Source organism: Metabacillus indicus (genome assembly GCF_046603695.1).
Lineage (GTDB): Bacteria > Bacillota > Bacilli > Bacillales > Bacillaceae > Bacillus_P > Bacillus_P indicus.
Genome location: NZ_CP176757.1, coordinates 1,095,072 through 1,118,790, shown reverse-complemented (window position 1 = coordinate 1,118,790; position 23,719 = coordinate 1,095,072). Strand labels below are relative to the sequence as shown.

Here is a 23,719-nt window from a genome sequence, read left to right as displayed (position 1 = left end):
CGGATAGCTCTTTTCCTATTTCTTTAGATTGTGCCGGTTTCCTTTATTCTTCAGGCAAATGCTTCTTCTTTTTTAAAATAAACGGGTTTTCCTGTTTTAGCCGATTCGTAAATGGCTTCGAGAATTTCACTCACGCGGAGGGCTTCTTCCGGTTTTACAAGAGGCTCCCTGTCTTCCAAAATGGCCTCAATCCACATTCTTGCTTCTCTGTCCTGAGGTTCTTCCGTCTCCCCTTCAAAGAAAGCGACCGATCCGTCATTCAGCTCAGGTTTTTTCATGAAGAACTTTCCAAATTCTTCCCCGTTGATTCTGAGGCCGTCCTTCATATCGGCACCGCCTTCTGACCCGCACAGCGTTGTCTGCCCTTCGCCAATATCCAGCGTGTTTAAAGCCCAGCTTGATTCAAGCACAATGGTTGCGCCGTTTTCCATAGTGATAAATCCGAATGCTGAGTCTTCCACTTCATATTCTTCCTGTTTCCATGCACCGAATATATTCGCTTCGCTTGTACGGCCGTCCCACGCTTTATATGTATTGCCGACCACATATTTCACGTCGTAATTATTTAACAGCCACAGCGTCAGGTCCAGAGCATGCGTACCGATATCAATGAGCGGTCCCCCGCCTTGTTCTTCTTTGTTTAAAAAGATTCCCCAGGTCGGCACTGCCCGTCTTCTGACCGCATGTGCTTTTGCGTAATAAACGTCCCCAAGCTGGCCCGATTCGCATACTTTCTTCAAATGCAGACTGTCATCCCGGTATCTGTTCTGATAGCCGACCGTCAGTTTTTTTCCGGTTCTTTTTGCTGCCTCTACCATTGCTCTAGCCTCATCAGCCGTTTTTGCCATCGGCTTTTCGCACATGACATGTTTGCCGGATTCAAGGGCATCAATTGTAATAAAAGAATGCGATTTATTTGGCGTGCAGACATGCACAACATCCAGCTCTTCTTTTAGGAGCTCTTTATAATCCGTAAATACTTTCGCTCCTGCTGTTCCGAACGTTTCAGCAGCGTCTTGTGCACGGCTTTCAACCAGGTCGCAAAAAGCGGTCAGTTCCACATTTTTTTGTTTTGAAAGAGCAGGGAGGTGTTTTTGAGTTCCAATTCCCCCGCATCCAATGATTCCAACCTTAAGAATTTTGTTTGACATCGTGTTTTCCTCCAGTTCAAGTTTGGTTCGTTACAGTTTTTCAGCCTTTTACAGAAGAACCAAGCGCTCCCTCTTTCAGCTGTCTTGCAAAAATAAAGGTGAAGATAATGATTGGAATAACGGAAGCAACCGAAATGCCCATCAGGAAATTCTGTTTGATTGCCTGGGATTCGCTCATGTTGAAGATCGCCACATTCAAGGTCCAGAGTGAAGCCTGCTTAGTTGAAATAAAATACCAGAAGAAATCGGACCAGCCTGCAATAAACGCCTGAATGGCAATAAGCGAAATGATTGGCTTTGAGATGGGCATGCAGATTTTCGTAAAGATATAAAATTCTCCTGCCCCGTCCATTCTTGCCGCCTCAAACAAGCTGTGAGGGATTCTTTGGAAAAATGCCTTGTACAAAAGAATATAAAACGGTGACGGCACAAGCCACGGAACAAGCATCGCCCAATAGTTGTCATACATTCCCGCACTTTTCATGAGAATGAGCTGTGGCACCATAATGCTGACGAACGGAATCATCATCGTGATCAGGAAAAACATCGTCACGGCGTCTGATGTTTTTTTCTTCAGGAGTCTCGCAAGCGGATAGGCTGTCAGGGCCGGCAGGAATACCTGGCACAAAATGGCCCAAACCGTTGTCAGAAACGTATTGAATGCGAAGGCGAAAAGTCCGTATTTTGCAACGGCTTCTGAATCACTGAACATGTATTTAGGCAGCGTAAAGTAGTAGGCATATTTTTCAATGACCTGCATCCATGAATACGTAACTCCAACATTTGCAAGCTCGCCTTTCAGCGGATATTTCTCTTTAAAGTTTTCGCTTACTGACTGAACGAGACCGGATTCATTTTCACTTTTCTCTATGTTTTCACCCTGTATTCCGCCTGGATCAAATTCGTAGCCCATATTCTCCATGAACTGTTTGTAGCGGTCTTTTCCAAGGAGAACTTTTGGCGTCGGGTTTGTTCGTTTGTAGACTCCATAATCATTTTCAAGTGCCAGCTTTGACGTATGGGCCTCGGAACGGAAGATGACTTTGCCATCCATTTTTCCAATAAAATCAATCTCTGTAATTCCTTCTTTTCTCTGTTCGATAAAGGTTGAGAAAATCGCCAGAGTCGCATCCTGAAGGATGGCATCTTCTAAATTGCCTTCATTTTTAAGAGAAGCAAGGTCCACTTCCAGCACAACATTTTTACCCTTCTCGGGGAGGAACTGCGGCTTTGGTTTATAGATTGAAAATTCATCCTGCAGTGAAATGCTGAGCGCATAAAACAATGGAAAAAGAAGAGCCGCTATCATGATGACCGTTGCACTTACCGTCGCATATTGTGTCCAATTTCGCTTTTTCATTTGGCCCTCCTCTTTTAGTCTGCATCCGTTTTGCTGACTTTCAGCTGAATGAGTGTAATGATGGCAATGATGAGAAGCAAGACAGTTGATAATGCGCTGCCCTGTCCGTACTGGAATTGTTCATTGAACAGCTTGTAAATGTTCAGACCCAGTGAATTCGATGCCCCTGCAGGGCCGCCGTTTGTAAACTGGAATATGACATCCATAATCTGAAATGTGCCGATAACTGTCATGATCAGCTGAACAAGAATGATAAATTTGATATTTGGCAGAATGATATACCTGACTTTTTTCCATCCTGAACAGCCATCAAGCTCTGCTGCTTCATAAATATCTTTCGGGACCCCAAGAATAGCTGCATAATACAGAAGCACGGATAATCCGCCTCCGAGTATTCCGGGAATCACGATGCACAGTTTGACAAGTTCAGGATCGCTGAGCCACGCCTGGTTTTCTAGACCGAACAAGCCGAAGATGTAGTTTGCCACCCCATATTCCGGATTCCAGATCCATCTCCAGATGACAATGATGACTGTGCCCGGAATAACTGCAGGCAGGATGTATAATGTCGAGAACCAGTTTTTCAGCTTTTTGCTTCTGATCTCATTTAAAATGACTGCCTGAATGATCGGAACCGGAAAACATAATAAAAGGGTCAGACCGAGATAGACAAGCGTATTTCCGAACGTGATGCCGAAATCCGGAGCTGTAAAGAGATTGATATAGTTCTGCAGGCCGACAAATTCCCCCGGCATGTCCTGGACGGTGACATTAAAAAAAGACCATGTAACGCTTGTGCCGATCGTGACGTATTTAAGCAATAGGGTTGCTAAGATACCAGGCAGCAGAAACAGCCATGGAACCACCCGCTTATTTGTGATGTATTCTCTTTTGTTTCGCTTCTTTGCCGCAATCAGGCTCTTGTTCAATTGAAGCGGCTGCTCAGGTGCAGCAGGCACCATTTCTGTATTGGACAATGCGTGCAAATTTCCCCCGTCTCTTGTTTTTGACAAGCCCCCACCCCGTTTCTTTAGTTCAGCTGCTGTAAGTTAATTCTTTGATATTTCTAGTATAGGAGTAAAAGAAAACGCTTACAATGACGCCATTTTAAGATTTGGTGCTCATTTTAAAGGTATAGAAAACCGTTGAAAAAACGAAACAGCCGGACCTGTTTGGCCCGGCTGTGTTTTTACTTGATGGTTTTATTGTACTCTGGTATTGCCTGTTTATTGGCCTCTTTTTCAGCTTCTGCAAACACTTTTTCGATGTCGAGATCTGTATCTACAAACATTTTCTGCACGGCCTGGTCAATAAACTGCGATACAACCGATGACCCGTAGCATGATAATTTTCCGTTTCCTGAGGAGTTTTCCATCGCCTTCAGAATATCCGGAGCTGTGTCTGCAAAGTACTTATCTGTATCAATATCTGTGCGAGGAAGGGTATTTGTTAAGCTGAAGCCCTGATCCTGGAAGTATTCAATCTTTCCTTCATAGAACTTTTTGCTTGAAACAAGTTCATAATACTTTGTCAAAGCGTCAATTTTTTCCTCTGGAACTTTTGAATGAATAACATAAGCTGAGCCGCCTACCTGTGTAGGGTTTACTCCAGCCGGTCCTTCCGGAATAGGAAGAACGCCGAAATCATCAGGATTCATGCCAAGCTGCACAAATTTCTTCACATCATCAATGCCGTGATAAATGATTGACGCTTTTCCTGAAGCAAAGTCCTGCTGAAGCTGATCAAGCTTGCTTGACATATCAGTCTGAATGGATTTGCTTTCTTTCAAATCACGGTAAAACTGTGCTGCTTTAATGACTGCAGGATCTGTAAAAGTTGGAATCAGTTCGCCGTCAGGACCTGCTTTCGTCAAATCTCCGCCAGCTCCCCATACAAACATATTAAACCACCAGTCAGCCCATTGGCCCCAGTTTAAAGCAAACCCGTACTGCCCGTCTTCAGGCTTTGTCAATTTTTCAGACGTTTTCATCAAGTCTTCCCATGTCCAGGATTCAGGAGGAGTGATGCCCGCTGCTTCAAAGTTTTTCTTATTGTAGAAGAAACCCATCGCGTATTCACCTGCAGGAAGGGCGTAGCGATTGCCATTCAGCTTGAATTTCTCCACCATGTCCTGGTTGATGTTCTTGTAGTCATCCCAGCTGTCAAAAAACTCATCCATCGGACGAAGTGCACCTGCATAAGCAAACTTTTCAATCTCTCCGTACGCAAGAATCAATACGTCTGGAGCCGTCCCGGACATCATGGCCGCCATCAGCTCGCCGCCTTCGCCCTCAGGCATTGTAACTAGTTTAATCGGGTGTTCCGGATACAGCTCATTGTACTCATCGACAACAGACTGCTCGTACTCGTCAAGACCATCTGGACCTACCCAGTATGTAAGCTCAAATCCCCCGTTTTTACCGCCGCTTTTTTTGCTGTCTGCTGATCCTGACGTTCCATTAGAACAGCCTGCGAGGCCTGCTGCAAGCAATAGTACAGCTGCCAAAATCATGATGATCCCCTTTTTCTTCAATACGTTCATCCCCCATTCCACCCCTTATAAACGTTGATACTCCAATTATAAGAAGGTGAGAAAGCGCTTACAATGGCACAAAATTAAGATTTGGTCCTCATTTTTAACGTTGTTGCTCTGCGGACATTTTCAAGAAAGGCTGTTCCTGTATTCCTTGGGCGTCATTCCTGTGAACAGTTTAAACACCTTTGAAAAGTGCTTTGAACTTTCATAGCCTACTAAACTGCTGACATCATAAATCCTGAGTGACAAATCTTTTAATAGGATTTTCGCCCTTTCCATTCTTACTTTCGAAATATAGTGCAGGATGTTTTCGCCTGTTTTATCTTTAAACAACGCGCTTAAATACGCTGGATGAACATAGACAACCTCTGCGAGCCTCTGCAGGCTGAGCTCATCCCCGAAATGGTCATGAATGTATTTTTTCACATGATGGATGATCGCATGGGACGAATCATTTTGTGAGCGCTGCAGAGACTGATGAAGCTTTTTAATAAAGGACTCGAGGTACTCCATCACCTCTCCTGCCGTCTGTTTCTTTAAAACGGTATACATAAATTCCCGTTCCATTTCACCGGTGATTGAATCAATGTGTGACCTGCTTTCAAGAAACTCTCTGACAAGTCTTAGCAGCTCCATGCTGATATCATAAAAAATACTCCTGTCTTCGCTGTTAATCCGTGCGTTTTCTTCAATCATCCCCCTGACATACTCCTGAAGATCAGTGAATTCCCCGTGATTTAAAAAGGCGATGATCTTTTCCTTTGCTTCTTCAGGCATATAGATATTCATCTTTTGCTTCTCCATCGCCTCATAATCAATGAACTTCTCATCTTCGAGGTAGTACCTGTAAGTGATGGCTTCTCCTGCCTCTCTGTATGATTGAGCGATCTTTTCGAGAGAATCATAGCTTTTGCCTATCCCCGCGGAGACTGCCGCCCCGGAGTTTCTCTCAAGCTCCTCTAAATGACCGGAAAGCTTCTGAATAATGCGGTCTTTGGAATCTGATGAGGCAAATATGGCAAGTTCAGACAGTCTGTTATTGAAAAGATAACAATAAGGGTGAGCTGAAATCATTTTCTGCAGGGAAGCTTCTATTTCTTCCTTGGAAAGAGAAATGGAATGCAGGTTCGTGATGTAGAGTCTGATGACAGTAAATGACTTGCCTCCGAATAAAAGGGACATTTCATCCAGTTTTGAATGCGTCAGGTCATAATGATTGGAAACCAGCTGATTCAGCAGCTGGCTGATCCGTGCGTTCCGGTAAAGCTTATGATTAATCATGTTCATCTTTTCTTTTGTGACAACATCTCTCAGTTTTTCGAAGGTTTCCTGCAGTTCATCGAATTGAACCGGTTTCGTCAAATAGTCAAACACTCCGAGTTTAAACGCTTCCTTCGCATAATTAAATTCTCCGTGTCCGCTCAGCAGCACAAATTTCAGCTGCTCATTTTGTTTCGCCGATTCCCTGACAAGATCAATTCCGTTTTTTTCATCCATGACGATGTCAGTCAGGACCACATCTGCTTCATTTGATTCAAGAAAATGAAGCGCATCTTCAGCAGAAGCAAGCGTCTGAACCGCTTCAAACCCCATGCCTTTCCAGTCAACGAATTCTCTTAAGCCTTCTCTCACAATTTTGTCATCATCGACAATGACTACTTTCAGCATGCGCCTTCCTCCTCTGTCAGTTGATCTTAATAATGGGCAGCCTGATTGTGACTTTTAATTTTTCTTCGTTTGATAGATTCACCTTAATACCGTATTCCTCTCCGAACAATAGACGTATTCGGTCATGGATATTTACAAGGCCGATGCTCCCTTTTTCATGTTCCGGATTCATGAGCTTGTTTTGGATATGCTCTGCTCTTTCTCTTGTGATGGATTTGCCGTTATTGCTGAACTCAATATAGAGAGCACCCTTCTCTTCTCTCATCATCAAGTGGATCGCTCCATTTTCGGATTGATGGATTTTCCCATGAATGACAGCGTTCTCAACTATTGGCTGAAAAATAAATTTCGGAATGTGCCAGCTTTCTATTTCCTCCGGCTCCATTTTTTTCTGGAGCGAGATCTCAGTGTCATGCAGCAGAGAAAGAATGCCGACATACTGTTCAATGTGCGCAAGCTCCTCATGGACTTTTACCAGTCCCTCATCTATTGAAATGTTATACCTGAGAAGCTTGGCAAATCCGCCGATTGTACTGCTTACGGGACCTGCTCCATTTTCCAGGCGCATTGTTTTCCATCTGATAATATCAAGCGTGTTGTAGATAAAATGAGGATTTATCTGCATCTGCAGTGCTTTAAGCTCTGCTTCCTTTCTTTTCAGTTTTTCGCTGTGATGCAGCTTTTCTATTTCAAGTTCTTTTTGTACAGCCCTGTTCACTTGCTTGACCATTGTGAGGAATTGCCTTCCCGCACTTCCGATCTCATCCTGATACGGATCATCGTACACCGTCACCACATTGTGCTCCCCAAAGCTTTTCATGGATTGCACAAGTTTTTTCAGCGGATTGTAAATGGTAGAGGTGACAAAAATACAAATGCCGGCTGACAGGATGAGGGCAATTGAAGTAAGGAGGAGAATACGGTTTCTGATTGTATGGGCATCCGCCATCAAATCGTCAACGTTCAACAGGCTGATCACTTTCCAGTCCCTTACACCGAGCTGGTCATATACAGCAATCCTGTTCCCCTTCTCAAGGGAAAATTCAGCAACCCCGACATCTTCTGAGTAAATGCGTTCCCAGATCTCTTCCGGATAATAGAGGAACGAATAATGATTGCTTAACGATGAGATAATGCCTTTCTGATCCGCAATGTACAAATCCTGATTAAACTGCTTTTTAAAATCCATCGATCCTGTTAAAAACGAGATGTCCACATTTAAAATGAGCAGACCAAGATATTCTTTTGAATCGGAAAGAACAGGGGTGGTTATCGTGAGATAGTTTCCAAGAGAAATGTTATTGCCCGTATAGTAAACTCCCGTTTCCCTTATCGTATTATGAAAGGCCGGCTGATAGGGGATGGACGCTCCCCTTTTGTATACTTGTGATTGTGCAAATTGAGCGGCATCAGCAAGACGCGCCCCTCTTTCCTCTCCCTCTATTGAGCGCTGAACATATTCATTCTCCTTCGTAACAATTTGCGCGTTTTTCACATAGGGATTGGAGAAAAAAGAATACAGCTTATCATTGATTTCAGCTTCCTTTTCCCGAAATTCTTCTGATTCCGGATCCAGTTCTTCAGCTGACTTTAAAGCAGCAGAGGCCTCCTGGGCAAATTCTGCTGCTCCTGACATGTACGAATCAAGTTCTTTATTGATCAGCCTTTTAACGGCTTCGACATTCTGTGAAACATAATTGATATTTGTTTCATAAATCCTGTCTTCGACAACATCATAAACAACCGTAATAATCACCGTGCTGAAAATAATAATCACGAGGAAAAAAGCCAGTAATAGCCTGTGAAAAATGGAAAGGCTGCGAACCTTTCCCGTTAGAGTGTTTGTCCGATTTTGAGGATTTTTGATAGTCTTCATGATTTAATAGTACCAATTTTCCGAAAGAATGGTAGATGAATTGATCCTATTTTCTGAAAAAAACCGCGCCTGAAAGGCACGGTTTTAAAAAAATCATATTAAAAGGATTTAGGAACACTCTGGCCGATCAAGTATCGATCAGCAAGAATCCTCCTGTGATGAAGCTCATGACCTGCGATGATATAGGCGATGGCTCTCACAGAAACAGTCTGGCCGCAGGCAATCCCGGTCCGTTTCCAGTCTGGATCACCGAGTGTTTTAAACAGGAGAAGAGTGGCTTCTCTTACAACAAAAAGATTCTGCAGCAGGTCGTCCATGCTTACCTTGTTAAAATCAGCTTTCGCAACATACTCATTTTCGTCAAATCCCGGAAGCTCTGCAGCTTCCCCCCTTGCGATAGACAGCATGCGGTACGCCATGATCCGCTCAGTATCCGTTATGTGGCCGATGACTTCCTTGATGCTCCATTTTCCGGGAGCATACTTGAAGGTTCCTTCTTCTTCCGATAAGTCATTCAGCTGCTTTAACGTCTCTGAGATTTGGTGTTTCAGGTTATATTCAATATCACCTTCCGGAACAAGTCCGATATAGTCTTTATAATAGACCGGGAATTCATTTTGCTCTGGGCGAGTGTTCATCGTCTTCATCCTTTTCTTTTTCTAAAATTGCACCTGATAATAATCCTGGACATGAAATGCTTTAAATCCGCATGATTCATAGAGTCTCAGAGCATGTTCATTTTCAGCTTCCACTTCCAGAAAAACAGGAAAGCCTGCCCCTGTTTCTTTTAAGACAATTTTCTTCAGTGTGTCTCTCCCAATACCCTTTCCCTGATAGTCTGGAAGAACGGCAAAGCCATAAATCCACGCTTCTCCTGAAGAATGGGAGACGCGAAGCTTTCCGACCGATTTACCCTTATATTCAATAATGATAAAATCCTGATTTTCTTCTCTTTTAAGAGAACGATTATAGGGACCTGCTTCGTGTTCAAGGAATCCAAAACAAAGAACATCAAGCTGTGTCTCAAGCGTTAAATCTTCAGGCTCAGAAGGCCTCAGACTGACGAGATTATCTTCTTCAAGCGGCGTTTCAGCCCATTTCATCTGGTATTCAGAAATAGAATATGTGCAAGGCATGATTTTCAATAATTCCTTTGCAGCCTGTGATTCAGCCGGAGCGTTTAAGAGAATCTCTCTATAGGTATCTTTGCAGTGAGCGAGCGCCTGATTCAGCATGCGGGTAAAAATGCCCTTTCTGCGGAAAGAAGGCTTCACCATCCCGCACAGCTCTGCTTTGCTCCCAAAGCCATAAATTCCAAGGAAAGCAGCAAGTACCCCGTCCTCGTAATGCAGAAGGTGTTCATCTCCCCCGCTTTTCAGCATATCCCAGTTCAGCTTCAACTGAATGCTGTCAAGCTCCTCGCATTCTGACTGAAGCTCCTTTATTTCCTTTAATTGCGTCTCTGTAAGCATGTAAATCCTCCGCTGTATAAATATTTTCACTAAAAGTATTCTGTATCACTACCGAAAATTCCTTTTTCATGAACAGGAAGGAAATAGCGGATAAAGCTAGAATTGAAGAAGATGAGGAGGGATTCGAGTGGATCAAATTATGATCAAGCATATGGAAACGGTAAGGGATATTACGCTGAATACCCTTGGAAAAATAAAAGAAGAGCGGGCAGATATCATTCCGCAAGGCTTCACCAACAATATCCGCTGGAATCTCGGGCACATTGCCTTCGTTCAGGAGAAAATCGTCTTCGGCATTTCAGGCGGAACACCCGAGCTTCCTGCCGAATACAAGGATTTATTCCGTGCAGGAACATCTCCTGCCGACTGGGGAGAGCACGTTCCATCACTAAGTGAGATCAGAGCCGTACTTCAGGACCAGACAAACCGCATCAAAGCGTTCATCCCGGAGCACTACCATGAAGATTTAAAACAGCCGTTTACGAACAGTGCAGGCATCACATTCAATACAGTAGGAGAAACCTTTTTGTTCAGCTTCTTCCACGAAGCCATGCACCTTGAAACCATCAAGCAGATTCATAAAGCGATTAAAAGAGAAGAAGCAGCCGTTTGACGGGCTGCTTTTTTTTGAGTGAGGGATGTAACTTAGGGATTATTGTCTTGGGTTTGGGACACTTTCAAGCTTCCTGATCAGGGGGAAAATGTTCTTAAACTGGGTTAGCAACACTTTCAACCCTTCTACTCTGCGGAAAAGTGTTCTTAAACTGTGTTAGCAACACTTTCAACCCTTCTACTCTGCGGAAAAATGTTCTTAAACTGGATTAGCAACACTTTCAACCCTCCTGCTCAGCGAAAAAGTGTTCTTTAACTTGGTTAGCAACACTTTCAGGCTTCCGACTCAGTGAGATAGTGCTCTCAACTCAGGTTTTTCTAGCTGCCAAAACAAAAAACCTCAAGCCCCTAAATTCCCGGTTCTCGAGGTTTTTCACGTTTATTTAAACCATCCCTTTTCCTTCGACTGAGAAATGGCTTCGATCCTGTTTTTGACTTCTAGTTTTTCGAAGATGGTGGAAATGTAGTTTCTGACGGTGCCGGCTTTGATGCTGAGCTCTTCTGCAATTTCTTTGGTGTTCATGCCGTCAGCGACCAGTTCCAGTACCTCTTTTTCCCGCTCTGTCAGCGGATTTTCTTCACTGTAGACGTCATCCATCAGTTCCGGGGCATAAATTCTTCTTCCCTCCATGACGCTGCGGATGGAGTTTGCCAGTTCTTCGCTCGGGCTGTCCTTCAGGAGGTATGCACTGACGCCGGCTTTAATCGCCCGCTGAAAATACCCGGTTCGTGAAAAGGTCGTCAGAATAATGACTTTGCACGCATCTTCTTTTAGCGCCTCAGCAGCCTCAAGACCGTTCATGCCGGGCATTTCTATATCTGTAATGCACACATCCGGCTTAAGCTTTCTTACTAATGAGACTGCATCTTCCCCGTTATTTGCTTTTCCAACGACCTCCATATCATCTTCAAGGTTCAAAAGCGATCCTAAAGCACCGAGCAGCATTTGCTGGTCTTCTGCAATTACAATCCGGATCATATGAGATCCTCCTTCTCCTTTTGTTTCACATCGTTCGGCACTTTTATGATAAGAACGGTCCCCTGTTCAGACTGAATATCAAGACTTCCGTTTACAAACTCAAGCCGTTCTTTCATGCCGTTCAGACCATTGCCCTTTGTAAAATCGCCTTCGGTGATAGCGCCTTTTCCGTCGTCCCTGACGGTCATGATAATCCCGTCCCAGGTTTGCTCCACTTTGAAATAGCACGTTTTTGCCCCGCTGTGTCTGACAACATTGTTTACAGCTTCTTTCAGGCACATGCTCAATATATTTTCAGTGAGAAGACTCACATTGGAAAGTGCCGCATTCTGTTCAATCTTAAAGTCAATCTCGGCAGCCATTAAAATCTGCTTGACCCGGACTATTTCCTCTTTCAGCCGGATGCCCCTCATTTGGGAAACCATTTTTCTCACTTCGTTAAGAGCGGTTCTGGCAGTCGCCTGTACGTCCTTCAGCTCTTCTCTCGCTTTTTCGGGATCCTTGTACACAAGTTTTCTGGCAAGGTCGCTTTTCAGTCCGATCAGCGAGAGCTTCTGTCCAAGCGTATCATGCAAATCCCGTGCAATTCGCTGACGTTCTTCAAGCTTTACAAGCTCCGAAATTTTCTTATTCGCATCTTCAAGCTTTTCCTCAAGCTGGCCTCTTTCCTTTTTATTATAAATATTAAATGGAAGAAGAATAACGCTGATGCATGTAATGATAATAAACGGAAGCTGCTGCAGGAAGGAGGATTCTTTTAAAATCAGGCTGAAATTTATGGCTGCAGTTGTCACGACAAGATGAACGACATAAAGCGTGATAAAAGCCACCCTGTCTCTAATATTGCCGATCTGGTAGGCGATATAAAAAGAAAAATAAATATAAGTAAACAGGTACATCGATGTGAAGGAGATGGCCATTAAGAGGCAGCTCCAAAGATAGACAGGCCACCCTTTTGAAATAAAAGCGAGACGGAAAATAATAAAAAACAAAATGGTCAGCGATATACCTACTGCAATTTCAGCTGTAGATGAAGACTGCAGAATGAAATAAAATGGCAATATGCTGAGGACGGCCCAGATATAAGGAGATATTCCGTTGTTAATGTATTTCTTCAGCATGGTGGAAACTCCTTTTTTTACCTATTTTATCACAAGAAAAGCGGAAGCTCCCGCAATACATTTGTTATTTGACATCATAAGAAAATACATGCAGCCTACTGGCTGCATGCCATTTTCATCTATACAGTCTGACTTCTTCGAACTTTTGCGTAAGCGCGGATTTCTTTGTAGCCGACAAACTTTTTCCCCTGCTCATCCCATAAACGAAACTTCAGAGACTGAAGACTTGTTTTAAGGGTAATGGTCGGGATGTTTTGAAGCGGCTCTGTGTTCACATGTGCTTTTTCCAGGTTGTAGTTAGGGACTCTCGGGCTTAAATGGTGAACATGGTGGTAGCCGATGTTACCAGTCAGCCATTGCAGCGGCTTTGGAAGCTTATAAAAAGAACTTCCCTCAACTGCAGCTTTCACATAATCCCAGTTTTCATCTTCTTCAAAATAAGAATCCTCAAATGTATGCTGCACGTAGAACAGCCAAACTCCAAGGGAACCTGAGATCAAAAACAGCGGCGCCTGGACGAGCAAAAATGCTTCCCAGCCGATTGTTAAACAAAGCACAGCAACTGCTGCGGCAATCAGAACATTTGTAAGATAGGTATTTATACGCTCGCTGCGTCTAGCACCTTTTTTATTAAAACGATTTTTCAAAAGAAATACATAGGTAGGTCCGAGTCCGAACATAACGAGCGGATTGCGGTATAAACGGTAGGCAATTCTGCGCCACACCGGCTCAGCAAGATACTCATCCACTGTTAAAACCCAAATATCACCGGTTCCGCGCTTGTCTAAATTTCCGCTTGTTCCGTGATGGATGGAATGATCGTGCTGCCACTGGCTGTAAGGAAAAAGAGTTAAAACGCCAGTTATGGTTCCAACAATCTTGTTTGCTTTTCTGCTTTTGAAAAACGAGTGATGACAGCAGTCATGGAAAATGATAAAAATCCGCGTCAGAAAAAAGGCGGCTGCTGTCGTAAAGGCAAGCGTCAGGAAATAAGAAATCTGCAGGCTCTGATAAGCCAGAATCCAAAGAAGAAAAAAGGGTCCGAGTGTGTTGATCATCTGTATGATGCTTGCTTTCGTATTGGCTTTTTCATATGGGGCTACTTGTTTTCGTAAGTTTTTCTGTAATTCTTTGCTCATAGGTTATTGATTCCCTTCTCAATAAGGTACTTCAAATTATAAAGGGGTTTCAAACGTCTGTGCAGACATATGTGTCATAGACCATACATGATAAATGTCATATAGGCTTTTCCACACTTTTATAAATTTTATATTTTTTAGGAGGAAAATAAAGATTCTGCGGAGAATTAGTTTACGGAACAGCACATACGTTCTTAAAAACTAATTGAATTGGAGAGATGATGATGTTTGTTACCGTAGAAAATTTTCTCGCAGATTACAAAAATGAGGCAGTCTTGACTAAAAAATTGCTTGATGCCCTGACAGATGCCTCTTTAAAACAGGAAACCGCTCCCGGTTACCGGACACTCGGGGAACTCACATGGCACCTTGTTCCGAACGATTCCATGTTCAAACCGATGGGGCTGAGCATTAAAAATCCAGGAAGCAGCGAGGTGCCTGCAAGTGCTTCTGACATAGCAGAGCAATACCGGATCGGAGCAGATTCAGTCATTGAAGCTGTCAGCAAATGGGACGACGAAAAACTTCAGGAAACAAATGAAGTGTTTGGCTACGAGTGGCAAAACGGACTGACACTGTCCCTTTTCCTCAAGCATGAAATTCATCACCGCGGACAGCTGACCGTGCTGATGCGTCAGGCCGGACTTCCTGTTTACGGCGCGTACGGACCATCAAAGGAAGAATGGGCTGAAATGAATATCCCGTCCCTTTAAACAAGTACATTGGATAGTTTAACCAAATAAATCCGAACTGCATTCCTTTTTTAATGAGGAATTTGTTCGGATTTTTTCTATTCATTCTGTATTGATGCAGAGATTTGCGGCTGGACTTATATTAGTGGTGCTCATTTGTTCTGGCTCCACACTTATTGGCAGTACTCGCCTTGGTGATGCCACTTTTCTCTGGCCCGAGCAACATCTCTGGCGCCACTCACCTTGGTGCTGCCACTTTTCTCTGGCCCCGATCAACATTTCTAGCGTTATTCCCCTTAGTGCTGCCACTTTTCTCTGTTTCCGGCCACCATTTGTGGCGCCACTCGCCTTAGTGACGCCACTTTTCTCTAGCCCCGGCAACCATTTGTGGCGCCACTCGCCTTAGTACTGCCACTTTTCTCTGACCCCAGCCACCATTTGTGGCACTACTCGCCTTAGTGCTGCAACTTTTCTCTAGCCACAAACACCATTTCTGGCGCAACTTCCAAATTTCCTTCCCAGCCTTCACCTTCAATGAACAACTGCATGTTTTCTATTCCATTTTTTATGTTTAAACTCATTTTAAAGTAAGGCAAGACCAGTCTGTCTAATCCGTAAAACCAGGCTGCTGCACCAGCCGCTATCAGGAGAAAAGCTGCGGTGTAGAGGACCGGATTCGTGCTTGTTGTACCTGCCAGCATGAAGTTGAGGTTCATAAACGCTCCGGCAAGCAATGCCGGAAGTGTTGCAAGTCCGATGATCAAGCCTATTCCGACCAGTAATTCTCCCCAAGGAATAAGAACGTTGATAAGGTCAGCATTCGGGAGCGCCGCATGCTTCAAAAATGCAGCGTACCAGCCTTGTACAGCCGGGTGCTCGCCGCCTGCTTTTGCAATAGCACCTTGCAGATAACCTGTGGCATCAAAGCCTCCTGCTATTTTCGCAATTCCTGCTTCAAACCATTGAACGCCGAGCCAAATGCGAAGAACGGTCCAAACAATCGCCATTTTCGGTCCTCTTAACCAAGCCATCATTTCCATCTCCTTTTTGTGAAATCTTTCACAAAAGTAATTAAAAAAATATATGAGCCCTGCCAGCTGGTTATACTCCGGAAAGTTTGTGAAGTTTTTCACTAACTTTCCTTACTCTTACTATACTCCTCCAGAATCAACTATTCAACCGCTTTCACATAGTGTTCAAAATATTTTATATTTATACAGCTCAGACCACTCAAGTCTCCCATTCAGATACTCCATCCCCCAGAACAAAAAAACCCCAACAGCCACTGCCGCCAAGGTTCTCACATCAGTATATTAATCTAATCCGGTTTCCTGACGGATCAGCAGTCATCACAAAGCCATCTTCAATAAACGTTTTCGCACCCATGTTCTTTAACCGTGCAACAGCCTGTTCAACTGCATCTGCATCAGGATAGATGAGTGTAAACCAGTCCAGTCCGGCACTTTCAGGATCTGGTGCAGGTGCTCCTTCGCCTGCCCAAGTATTAAGGCCGAGGTGATGATGGTAGCCGCCTGTGGACATAAACATGGCCTGTCTTCCGTACCTGGCAACGGTTTTAAATCCAAGTCCCTGATCATAAAACGCTTCCGTTTCTTTTAAGGAGGAAACATGCAGATGAACGTGCCCCATAACTGTATTTTCAGGCAAAGAATGCCATGGTTCACCCTTTGCTTCTGCGAGCACACCTTGCGCATCAAGTGTTTCTGTAGTCATTGCCACCTGACTGTCTTGCCAAATCCATTTGGATGCATCACGGTCTGAATAGATTTCAATGCCGTTTCCGTCGGGATCATTTAAGTACAGAGCCTCGCTCACATGATGATCCGAGGCACCAAGCGGAATATTCAAATGGACCAGGTGCTGCAGCACTCTTCCAAGGTCTGAACGTTCAGGAAGCAGCAGGGCAAAATGATAAAGACCAGTGGTTCCTTGCTGTTTGGGAGCAATATTTGGCGGCTGCTCGATTGAAAGAAGCACGTTTTTCCCATCAGCCGTAAGTTCTGCTGTGTGTTCTGTTTCATTCAGCACGTTAAACCCGATGACTTCTTTGTAAAATGCTAAAGAACGCTTTACATCCTTTACTTTAATTCTTACTTCTCCTGTATACGTATTTGGCGCCTTATGAAAACCCATGGTAAACCTCCTTAAATTAACTTACTTTATGTAAGTAATTATATTTTAGTAAGTATTAAAAGTCAATGACTTATTCCATATAAAAAAGACCTGCGCTTTACGCAGATCTCTATCCTTCCATGGGAACCTCCCCGAACCTTCTCCAGAGTTTTGGAAATTTGCGCTGAAGTCCCTCTTCATCATCTTCTTCCCAGTCAAACTCGATTTCCGGGTATGGTGCATAGCCTTCAAGCTGTTCAAAAAGCTCATGATATTCTTCATCATCACGGCCTGTCTTTTCTTCAAATGCAAGACATGCGGCATATAACAGGTCCTCAGCCTGCGGAAAGTCACCATCTTCTTCCATCCGCTCAAGCAGCGGAATCAGCTGTTCAGGATCAACTTTGGCTCCTTCGAATGTTTCTTTTCCCTGAAAAATAAGCCAGGCTCTGAAATAATCAAAGCAGTCATCTGAGCATCCGCCCATAATAATGTAAGCAGCTGCCCACAAATTCGACGAGAATGAGCTGTTCATCTGTTTCTGCAGGATGGCATCGAAACGGACCATTTCTTTATTTGGCATTTTAGATAAGAGGCTGATGAGCCACTCCATCTGCTCCTCTATGTCTTCGCCTCTTCGTTTTGCTTGAGAGAGAAGATTCCAGAAAGCCTCCTCAGTCATGGAAGATTCTTTTACGATCCCGTCTGCTTTTTGGACAGGGACGTAGCCTTTTTTCATTTTTGCTTTTATCAGTTTTTCTGCTTCCTTCAGGCACTCTTTCTCTGAATGAAAAGCTTTTGTTTTCACTGCGCCGCTTGTCCCTGTCTTGCCGTAGGTTACCGTAAAACTCTCTCCGTTTGTACGGATTTCCCAGAATTTATTTGATGAATTGTCTTTATAAATGAGGAGTACTTCCATTCATTATTCTCCTTTTTCCTGTATGGATGTCGGATTTTATATGCAAAAAATAAAAGCATCACCGGTTAAAGTCATGCCCTCAGAATCACCTGCTATTTTAGCTGTTCTATACAAGGCTGTAATCACGCATTTCCATGTACCTTTCAAGCTTTCTTTTCACCCGCTGCAGAGCATTGTCAATGGATTTGACATGCTTGTTCAACTCTTCTGAAATTTCAACGTATGATTGGCCGTCCATATAGAGGGCGAGCACTTTTCGTTCGAGATCACTTAGCATTTCAGCCATTTTCATTTCGATATCCAGCGCTTTTTCCTGGTTGATGATCAAGGCAGCCGGATCCATTGTTTTTGTTCCGGGAATCACATCGAGCAGCGTATGGTTATCATCTTCAAACAGGGGCTTGTACAAAGAGACATAGGAATTTAGAGGGGTGTGCTTCTGACGCGTCGCTGTCTTGATCGCTGTAATGATTTGTCTTGTAATGCACAATTCTGCAAAAGCCTTGAATGATGCCTGCTTGTCCACTTTAAAATCACGGATTGCTTTATAGAGGCCGATCATGCCTTCCTGCACAATATCCTCTCTTTCACCGCCGATTAAAAAGTAGCGGCTCGCTTTTGCACGGACGAAATTGCGGTATTTGCTGATTAAAAAGTCGGTCGATTCTGAATCTCCTTTTTGAACGAGCTCAAGCAATACTTCATCTGGCAAGTCAGCATAATTCTCAATTTTCCTCGCTTCTAATGTAACACTCATACAGATCCCTCCGCAGACTTCGTGATGATGATGACGGTCCCTATCCAAAAACTAGCAACAATGAGTATGATTATAATAACCCAGATAGAACCTTAAAGATATTCAAAGTTATCGACTGTTGTTTACAGCGGGAGCCATAAAAATAGAAAACAAGGCAAGAAATGATAAAAAAGCTGTCGAATGGTGCAGAACAAATGGATGAAATGTCGCTATTTTGTATACGAAAGAGGTTTAGAGTTTGGATTTTTTGAGTTTTGCCTGCATCACCGGTTTTTTCCCTTTTGTCTGTAAGGTTTTTGATGGCTCATTCGATGTTTGGATGGCTGAGGCTTCCGGTCAGGAAAAAATATCCAGTACAGGTTTTTCCCCGCTGCATTTATTCCGTGATACACGAGTCCGCCTAGAAGAACAAAAAGAATAAAAGCAATGGCAGCCCCAATATCCCAAATGCCGAGACCATTATCAAAGTTTGACCTCTCCATCAGCATGCCGAGAAAATACATGCAGCATATGACGGTCAGGGAGAAAAACACAGCTTCAAAATGATCTCCCAGCAAAACGGATTCATAAGCCATCAACCCTGAAAACAGCAGCATCCCGAAAAGAACCAGGAAGACAAAGAATTTCATGATACCCAGGACTACTTTCATAATGAACCTCTTTTCCTACGAATCAAAAAAATATTTTTTGTTGCGGAAGCTTATGCTGAACACAAGTCCGATTGCGAGCATGTTGCTGATCATCGAGCTTCCGCCGTAACTGATGAACGGCAGCGGTATCCCCGTAATCGGCAAAAGACCGATTGTCATTCCCGCATTCTGAAAGACGTGAAACGCAATCATGGAAATGACTCCTGTACATACGTAAGAAGAAAACGGATCTTTCACATCCAGCGACAAACTGACAATCCGGTAGATCAGCAGGAAATAGAGGCTGATCACAAAGCTTGCGCCGGCAAAGCCATATTTTTCTCCAATGACACTGAAAATAAAATCAGTGTGCCCCTCAGGCAAATGCACATTGCCAAGCCCCGCTTCTTTTCCCGTAATCAATCCGGACCCGATGGCAAGCATAGACTGATAAAGATGATAGCCTTCACCGTCCCTGAATGTCTCAGGGTCAAGCCATGCATAGATTCTTCCGAGCTGATACTGCCTGACACCGATGATGCTGAGCATGTCCGGCTGAAAGACGATGAGGTAGATGATCAGACTCCCGGCTGATAGCATAAATAGAAAGATGGGCACAATCAATTTCCATGTAATGCCCGAAACGAGCATCATTCCGCTGAAAATGGCCAGCAGGACAAGCGATGTTCCCAAGTCAGGCTGCTGCATGATGACGGCAATAAGAGCAAACGTTGCCAGCAGCATTTTTGCGAACAGCTGCAGATCACTCTTCCAGTCGCTGAATACTATTTTTTCATGATGAGCTGAAATGAGATGGCTGAGGGTCAGGATCAAAGCAATCTTCGACAATTCCGAGGGCTGGAGCGAAACGCTGCCTGCTATCTGAAACCAGCTTTTTGCCCCGTTGACTGGCCTCGCAATAGATTCGGGCGCCACAATAAGAAAGAGTAAAAGAAGCATGGCAAAGCCATACGCAAACCATTGAATCCGCTGTATTTGCTCCATATCAAAATACATCACGGTTAAAATGATGATGCACCCGACTATATACCACGCAATCTGTTTCACAAGGAAATTTTCGTTATACTGCCCAAATTCCTGAGCCGTGCTGATTGAGAGAAAGCTGATGATGGAAAACAGGAAAATGATAAAGACAAGACTAAAATCAAAAGGATGTTCATTTTTCTCCATACTTTGCAAATCCTTTCGCATGCAGAGCTGTTTCAATTCTGTCAGTACGACGTACCGCACTTGCCGCAGTCTCTTTTACCGGGGGCATTTATATAATTCTGAGTCTGAACAATAGCCGTTCCGCAGCCCTGGCAAATAACCGGCTTCACATCATAGAGCTGGTCCATTACTTTTCTGCCAAAATAAAACACCGGAATGGCCGGAATCACTACACTTAGTATGACAGCCCACATTGGAATCATCTTCATGCACCTCCTATCATTACATACGAATATTCAGGATAAAAAGTTTCAAAGAACACCAGCCATTTTTTGCTCAATCAAAGCTAAAACCTTCTTATAATATGAATCTTCATGCGGAACAAACCGTTCCATCCCTGCAGTCATTTGTTTGACGCACCGGTTATCATCTGAGTCCTCTTCAAACCCATCTATGACAATGTCTTTTCTGACTCCTTCAATCAGCTCTTTAAACGCGGCCAGTTCTGTTCTGTAAATCCCTGATACTTCTTCTTTCTGCAGAACAAAGTCAGAGCTAGTTTCATGAAACGGATATAAAAAAACATGGGCAATTTCATTGTCGCGGAGTTCACCCGTTGTAACAGAATAATCAATGATATCCAGCAATTTCAGCTCTGAAAACATCAGTTTAACACCGATTTCTTCCTCGACCTCTCTAATGCCGTCCCTCACAGATTCATCTGCCAGCAAATGTCCGGCGGCTGTAATATCGAGCATGCCTGGATAATCTTTTTTATTTGCGCTTCGAAGCTGAAAATAAAGAAAGATTTTCCCGTTCTCTTCTTTAGCAAACCAGCAGTGAAAGGTTTCATGCCAATAGCCTTTTCTATGTATTTCTTCCCGCGGGGCTGTACCCACTGGCTCTCTATTTTCATTAAATATGCGAAGCAGTTCCTGTTCCATTATAGTTCTCCTGTCATTTTTTCATAGATTGAGAGGGCCTCTGTCACGAATGCCTCATCATACCCGGTTTTTGCGCAAATTCTGTCTGCCCATTCTTCAAGGGAATCTGCATCCCTGTCATGCACCAGACCGGAGTTTGTGCTTAAGAAGCTCCTCCAGTCATAAAACTCCCAGTGTGCGGTTTCCCCGGGCAGCTGCACGCGTGTCTCAACAAGCGGCTTAGGGTGAATGGTATTTTGGGAATGCTCGGCTGCAGCAAGAAACTCCTTCCGGTCAAGCGGCGCCGTCTGATAGATCTGGGATGAGTATTTTCCGTTCGGACGGTGATAGGTGACCTTCACCCCGTCACCTGCTGGCTCCGCTGATATTTCTGCACCCGGAAAAAACTCTTTCAATCGTGCATTTGTGAACTGTTCGTCATCCGTGTCTATTAAAATCGGCATGAGCCACTGATCCCCTAGGTCACACAGGAAGGGCCTGCGATTTTGATCGCGTGCTATCACCGCACCGTGGTCAAGGCCAATCGGATACGCTTCTATTCCCGCCCTGTCGAATTCATCAAGCAGCCATATGGACAAATCAAAGTAATTGCCTGAGATGCCGTACTGCTCCCTGTGTTCTTTCATCTCTGAAAGGGATCGCTGTTTTTTCCGGCCTGACTTCCTGTTATGCCAGACCTTGGTGAGTGTTTCCATCGGAAAACCGTCAAATTTTCTCCATACTTGTATAATTTCGTTCGGTGCTTTCATTTTTTTCCTCCTGAAAAAGAACCAGGCTTCCCTGGTTCTTGGATGTCTCAATTGACAAATTTCTCTTTTTCTCTCCAAAATTCCTTCCTCAGATGCACTTTTTGAATTTTTCCTGAGGCGGTTTTAGGGAGCTCGTCTGCAAATATGACTCTCGTAGGCGCCTTGAAGTGAGCCAGTTTGCTGCGTGAGAAGGCAATCAGCTCTTCTTCGCTTGTGAGCAGTCCCTCTTTAATAACAACGATGGCAAGCGGCGTTTCTCCCCACTTTTCATGAGGCACGGAGATAACGGCAGCTTCCTGCACGGCAGGATGATCATATAAGACGCCTTCCACTTCAATCGACGAAATGTTTTCGCCTCCGCTTATGATAATATCTTTTTTCCTGTCAGCAATTTCAATATTGCCATCTTCATCAACCACTGCCATATCCCCTGTAAAATACCAGCCGTCACGGATGACTTCAGCCGTTCCTTCCGGGTTGTTCCAGTACCCTTCCATGACGCCGTTCCCGCGGACTGCCACTTCCCCGATCACACGGCCATTGTGCTGCACCTCTTCACCGGTCTCGGTAAAAACACGCACGTCACTGCCTATAAACGCATAGCCCGCTTTTGCTTTCAAACGGTATTTTGCTTCAGGCTCCAAGTGCTTTTGAGTATCCCGGATGATGGACGTCGTAATGAGCGGTGAAGCCTCCGTCATGCCATACACCTGGATAAATTCCCACTGCAGCTCTTCTTCCACTCTTTTGACAAAAGCAGGAGGAGGAGCAGAGCCTGCGACAACAATTCTCATTTCCTGCGCCGGTTTTTCATAGCCATGAGCATCTGCATACTGCAGCAGGCTGTTTAAGACCGTCGGTGCCATATGCATGACCGTTACACCATAGGCATTAATCTTTTTAAAAATGTCTGCCGGCTGTACTTTCCGCAGGCAAACCTGTACTGCCCCATTTGCCGTGTAGTAAAAAGGAGATCCCCACCCGTTTACATGAAACATCGGGAGCACGTGCAGCAGCACATCTCTGTCCGACACTCTGAGATGATGCATAGAGGTCAGCGCATGCAGGTAATTACTGCGGTGAGTCAGCATGACACCTTTAGGTTTGCCGGTCGTTCCGCTTGTGTATAAAAGAGTGGCGAGGTCCTCTTCATCCATTTCCGGGCGGCCGATATCGCTGCTCTCATATAAACTGAGCCATTCCTCATAAGCAAACGTATTGTCATTCCTGGTTTCAAGCCCGTGGACAAGAATGGATTTAACCGTTTTCAATTGGTCCCGGACTGGTTCAATCTGAGCATATAATTCTTGATCAACAAACAATACTTTTGTTTCACTGTGATTTAAAATGTACACATAATCATCCGGAATCAGCCGTGTATTCAGAGGCACCATCACAGCCCCAAGCTGCAGGACACCATAAAAACCTTCATACATCTCAGATGAATTCGGAGCAAGATACGCAACCCGGTCCCCTTTTTGCACCCCTAAATCTGCAAGTCCCCGTGAAAGCCGGTTTACCCTCTCTCCAACCTGTGCATATGTAAACTCTTTCCCATCATCAATGATGGCTGTCTTCCCCCCGTAAAGCTTTACAGCCCGATCCAGAAAATCTGTCAGCAGCAAAGGCACCTTCATCGTCCGCATCCCCTTTGTCGAAATATTCAATATTTTACACTGCTAGTATACCATAAGTGCTCAAATGTGTTATATAACAAGGTTTCAGCCTTAATGAAAATCGAAAGAAAATCCATAAACCTGTCTATGATTACAAAAATTCCTATTTAATTGTTTGCATTCCTTACAATTACCT

23 protein-coding genes are annotated in these 23,719 nt (G+C 44.1%); 2 read left to right on the top strand and 21 right to left on the bottom strand.

From position 1 onward, the window contains the following. Positions 1-50: 50 nt before the first annotated feature. From ACK1LH_RS05625 to ACK1LH_RS05590, 8 genes are all read right to left on the bottom strand, one after another. Positions 51-1,151, bottom strand: coding sequence for a Gfo/Idh/MocA family protein (locus tag ACK1LH_RS05625; protein WP_411334678.1), 1,101 nt, complete (start codon positions 1,149-1,151; stop codon positions 51-53). A 40-nt stretch (positions 1,152-1,191) separates the two neighbouring features. Continuing rightward, positions 1,192-2,511 carry a carbohydrate ABC transporter permease gene (locus tag ACK1LH_RS05620; protein WP_051826969.1) on the bottom strand — a complete coding sequence of 440 codons (1,320 nt, stop codon included), beginning with the start codon at positions 2,509-2,511 and terminating at the stop codon, positions 1,192-1,194. A 14-nt stretch (positions 2,512-2,525) separates the two neighbouring features. Further along, the gene (locus ACK1LH_RS05615) at positions 2,526-3,524 is read right to left on the bottom strand and encodes a carbohydrate ABC transporter permease (protein ID WP_203289792.1); all 999 of its coding nucleotides are present in this window, start codon (positions 3,522-3,524) and stop codon (positions 2,526-2,528) included. A 176-nt stretch (positions 3,525-3,700) separates the two neighbouring features. Then, a complete protein-coding gene (locus ACK1LH_RS05610) occupies positions 3,701-5,053 on the bottom strand; it encodes an extracellular solute-binding protein (protein WP_411334677.1) in 1,353 nt (450 codons plus the stop codon). A gap of 120 nt (positions 5,054-5,173) precedes the next feature. Then, positions 5,174-6,715, bottom strand: a complete 1,542-nt coding sequence (locus ACK1LH_RS05605) for a response regulator (RefSeq protein WP_029282431.1) — start codon at positions 6,713-6,715, stop codon at positions 5,174-5,176. 16 nt (positions 6,716-6,731) lie between these two features. Continuing rightward, positions 6,732-8,591 carry a sensor histidine kinase gene (locus tag ACK1LH_RS05600; protein WP_029565199.1) on the bottom strand — a complete coding sequence of 620 codons (1,860 nt, stop codon included), beginning with the start codon at positions 8,589-8,591 and terminating at the stop codon, positions 6,732-6,734. A 98-nt stretch (positions 8,592-8,689) separates the two neighbouring features. Continuing rightward, entirely contained in the window at positions 8,690-9,229 is a 540-nt protein-coding gene (locus tag ACK1LH_RS05595; protein WP_411334676.1) for a DinB family protein, read from the bottom strand. A gap of 21 nt (positions 9,230-9,250) precedes the next feature. Next, the gene (locus ACK1LH_RS05590) at positions 9,251-10,063 is read right to left on the bottom strand and encodes a GNAT family N-acetyltransferase (RefSeq protein WP_029282437.1); all 813 of its coding nucleotides are present in this window, start codon (positions 10,061-10,063) and stop codon (positions 9,251-9,253) included. 127 nt (positions 10,064-10,190) lie between these two features. Between ACK1LH_RS05590 and ACK1LH_RS05585 the strand changes: the two genes are divergently transcribed. Beyond that, complete coding sequence (locus ACK1LH_RS05585) at positions 10,191-10,676, top strand: DinB family protein (protein WP_029282439.1); 486 nt, start codon at positions 10,191-10,193, stop codon at positions 10,674-10,676. A gap of 378 nt (positions 10,677-11,054) precedes the next feature. Here ACK1LH_RS05585 and ACK1LH_RS05580 read toward each other — a convergent pair whose 3' ends face one another. From ACK1LH_RS05580 to ACK1LH_RS05570, 3 genes are all read right to left on the bottom strand, one after another. Continuing rightward, entirely contained in the window at positions 11,055-11,654 is a 600-nt protein-coding gene (locus tag ACK1LH_RS05580) for a response regulator transcription factor (RefSeq protein WP_203289788.1), read from the bottom strand. Then, positions 11,651-12,775, bottom strand: a complete 1,125-nt coding sequence (locus tag ACK1LH_RS05575; RefSeq protein ID WP_203289787.1) for a sensor histidine kinase — start codon at positions 12,773-12,775, stop codon at positions 11,651-11,653. Before ACK1LH_RS05575 ends, ACK1LH_RS05580 begins: the two co-directional genes overlap by 4 nt. Positions 12,776-12,894: 119 nt before the next feature. Next, positions 12,895-13,914, bottom strand: coding sequence for a fatty acid desaturase (locus tag ACK1LH_RS05570; protein ID WP_029282445.1), 1,020 nt, complete (start codon positions 13,912-13,914; stop codon positions 12,895-12,897). A gap of 224 nt (positions 13,915-14,138) precedes the next feature. Between ACK1LH_RS05570 and ACK1LH_RS05565 the strand changes: the two genes are divergently transcribed. Beyond that, positions 14,139-14,627 (top strand): DinB family protein, encoded by a 489-nt coding sequence (locus tag ACK1LH_RS05565; protein WP_411334675.1) that lies wholly within the window; start codon positions 14,139-14,141, stop codon positions 14,625-14,627. A gap of 434 nt (positions 14,628-15,061) precedes the next feature. Here the strand turns inward: ACK1LH_RS05565 and ACK1LH_RS05560 are convergent, their stop codons facing one another. The 10 genes from ACK1LH_RS05560 to ACK1LH_RS05515 all read right to left on the bottom strand — a co-directional run bounded on the left by ACK1LH_RS05560 (position 15,062) and on the right by ACK1LH_RS05515 (position 23,544). Beyond that, positions 15,062-15,637, bottom strand: coding sequence for a DoxX family protein (locus tag ACK1LH_RS05560; RefSeq protein WP_411334674.1), 576 nt, complete (start codon positions 15,635-15,637; stop codon positions 15,062-15,064). A gap of 274 nt (positions 15,638-15,911) precedes the next feature. Continuing rightward, entirely contained in the window at positions 15,912-16,760 is an 849-nt protein-coding gene (locus ACK1LH_RS05555; protein WP_029282453.1) for a VOC family protein, read from the bottom strand. A gap of 109 nt (positions 16,761-16,869) precedes the next feature. Next, a complete protein-coding gene (locus ACK1LH_RS05550) occupies positions 16,870-17,658 on the bottom strand; it encodes a DUF4240 domain-containing protein (RefSeq protein WP_029282455.1) in 789 nt (262 codons plus the stop codon). 106 nt (positions 17,659-17,764) lie between these two features. Then, entirely contained in the window at positions 17,765-18,415 is a 651-nt protein-coding gene (sigH, locus tag ACK1LH_RS05545) for an RNA polymerase sporulation sigma factor SigH (protein WP_029282458.1), read from the bottom strand. Between the two features lie 263 nt (positions 18,416-18,678). Next, positions 18,679-19,065 (bottom strand): hypothetical protein, encoded by a 387-nt coding sequence (locus tag ACK1LH_RS05540; protein WP_411334673.1) that lies wholly within the window; start codon positions 19,063-19,065, stop codon positions 18,679-18,681. A 15-nt stretch (positions 19,066-19,080) separates the two neighbouring features. Continuing rightward, positions 19,081-20,235, bottom strand: a complete 1,155-nt coding sequence (locus tag ACK1LH_RS05535; protein WP_411334672.1) for an FtsW/RodA/SpoVE family cell cycle protein — start codon at positions 20,233-20,235, stop codon at positions 19,081-19,083. Positions 20,236-20,276: 41 nt separating this feature from the next. Next, complete coding sequence (locus ACK1LH_RS05530; protein WP_029282463.1) at positions 20,277-20,477, bottom strand: hypothetical protein; 201 nt, start codon at positions 20,475-20,477, stop codon at positions 20,277-20,279. Between the two features lie 48 nt (positions 20,478-20,525). Beyond that, positions 20,526-21,158, bottom strand: coding sequence for an NUDIX hydrolase (locus ACK1LH_RS05525; RefSeq protein WP_411334671.1), 633 nt, complete (start codon positions 21,156-21,158; stop codon positions 20,526-20,528). Next, complete coding sequence (locus ACK1LH_RS05520) at positions 21,158-21,907, bottom strand: hypothetical protein (RefSeq protein WP_411334670.1); 750 nt, start codon at positions 21,905-21,907, stop codon at positions 21,158-21,160. The genes ACK1LH_RS05525 and ACK1LH_RS05520 overlap by 1 nt, the downstream gene beginning before the upstream one ends. Positions 21,908-21,954: 47 nt before the next feature. After that, positions 21,955-23,544, bottom strand: coding sequence for a long-chain-fatty-acid--CoA ligase (locus tag ACK1LH_RS05515; RefSeq protein WP_411334669.1), 1,590 nt, complete (start codon positions 23,542-23,544; stop codon positions 21,955-21,957). Between the last annotated feature and the right edge of the window lie 175 nt (positions 23,545-23,719).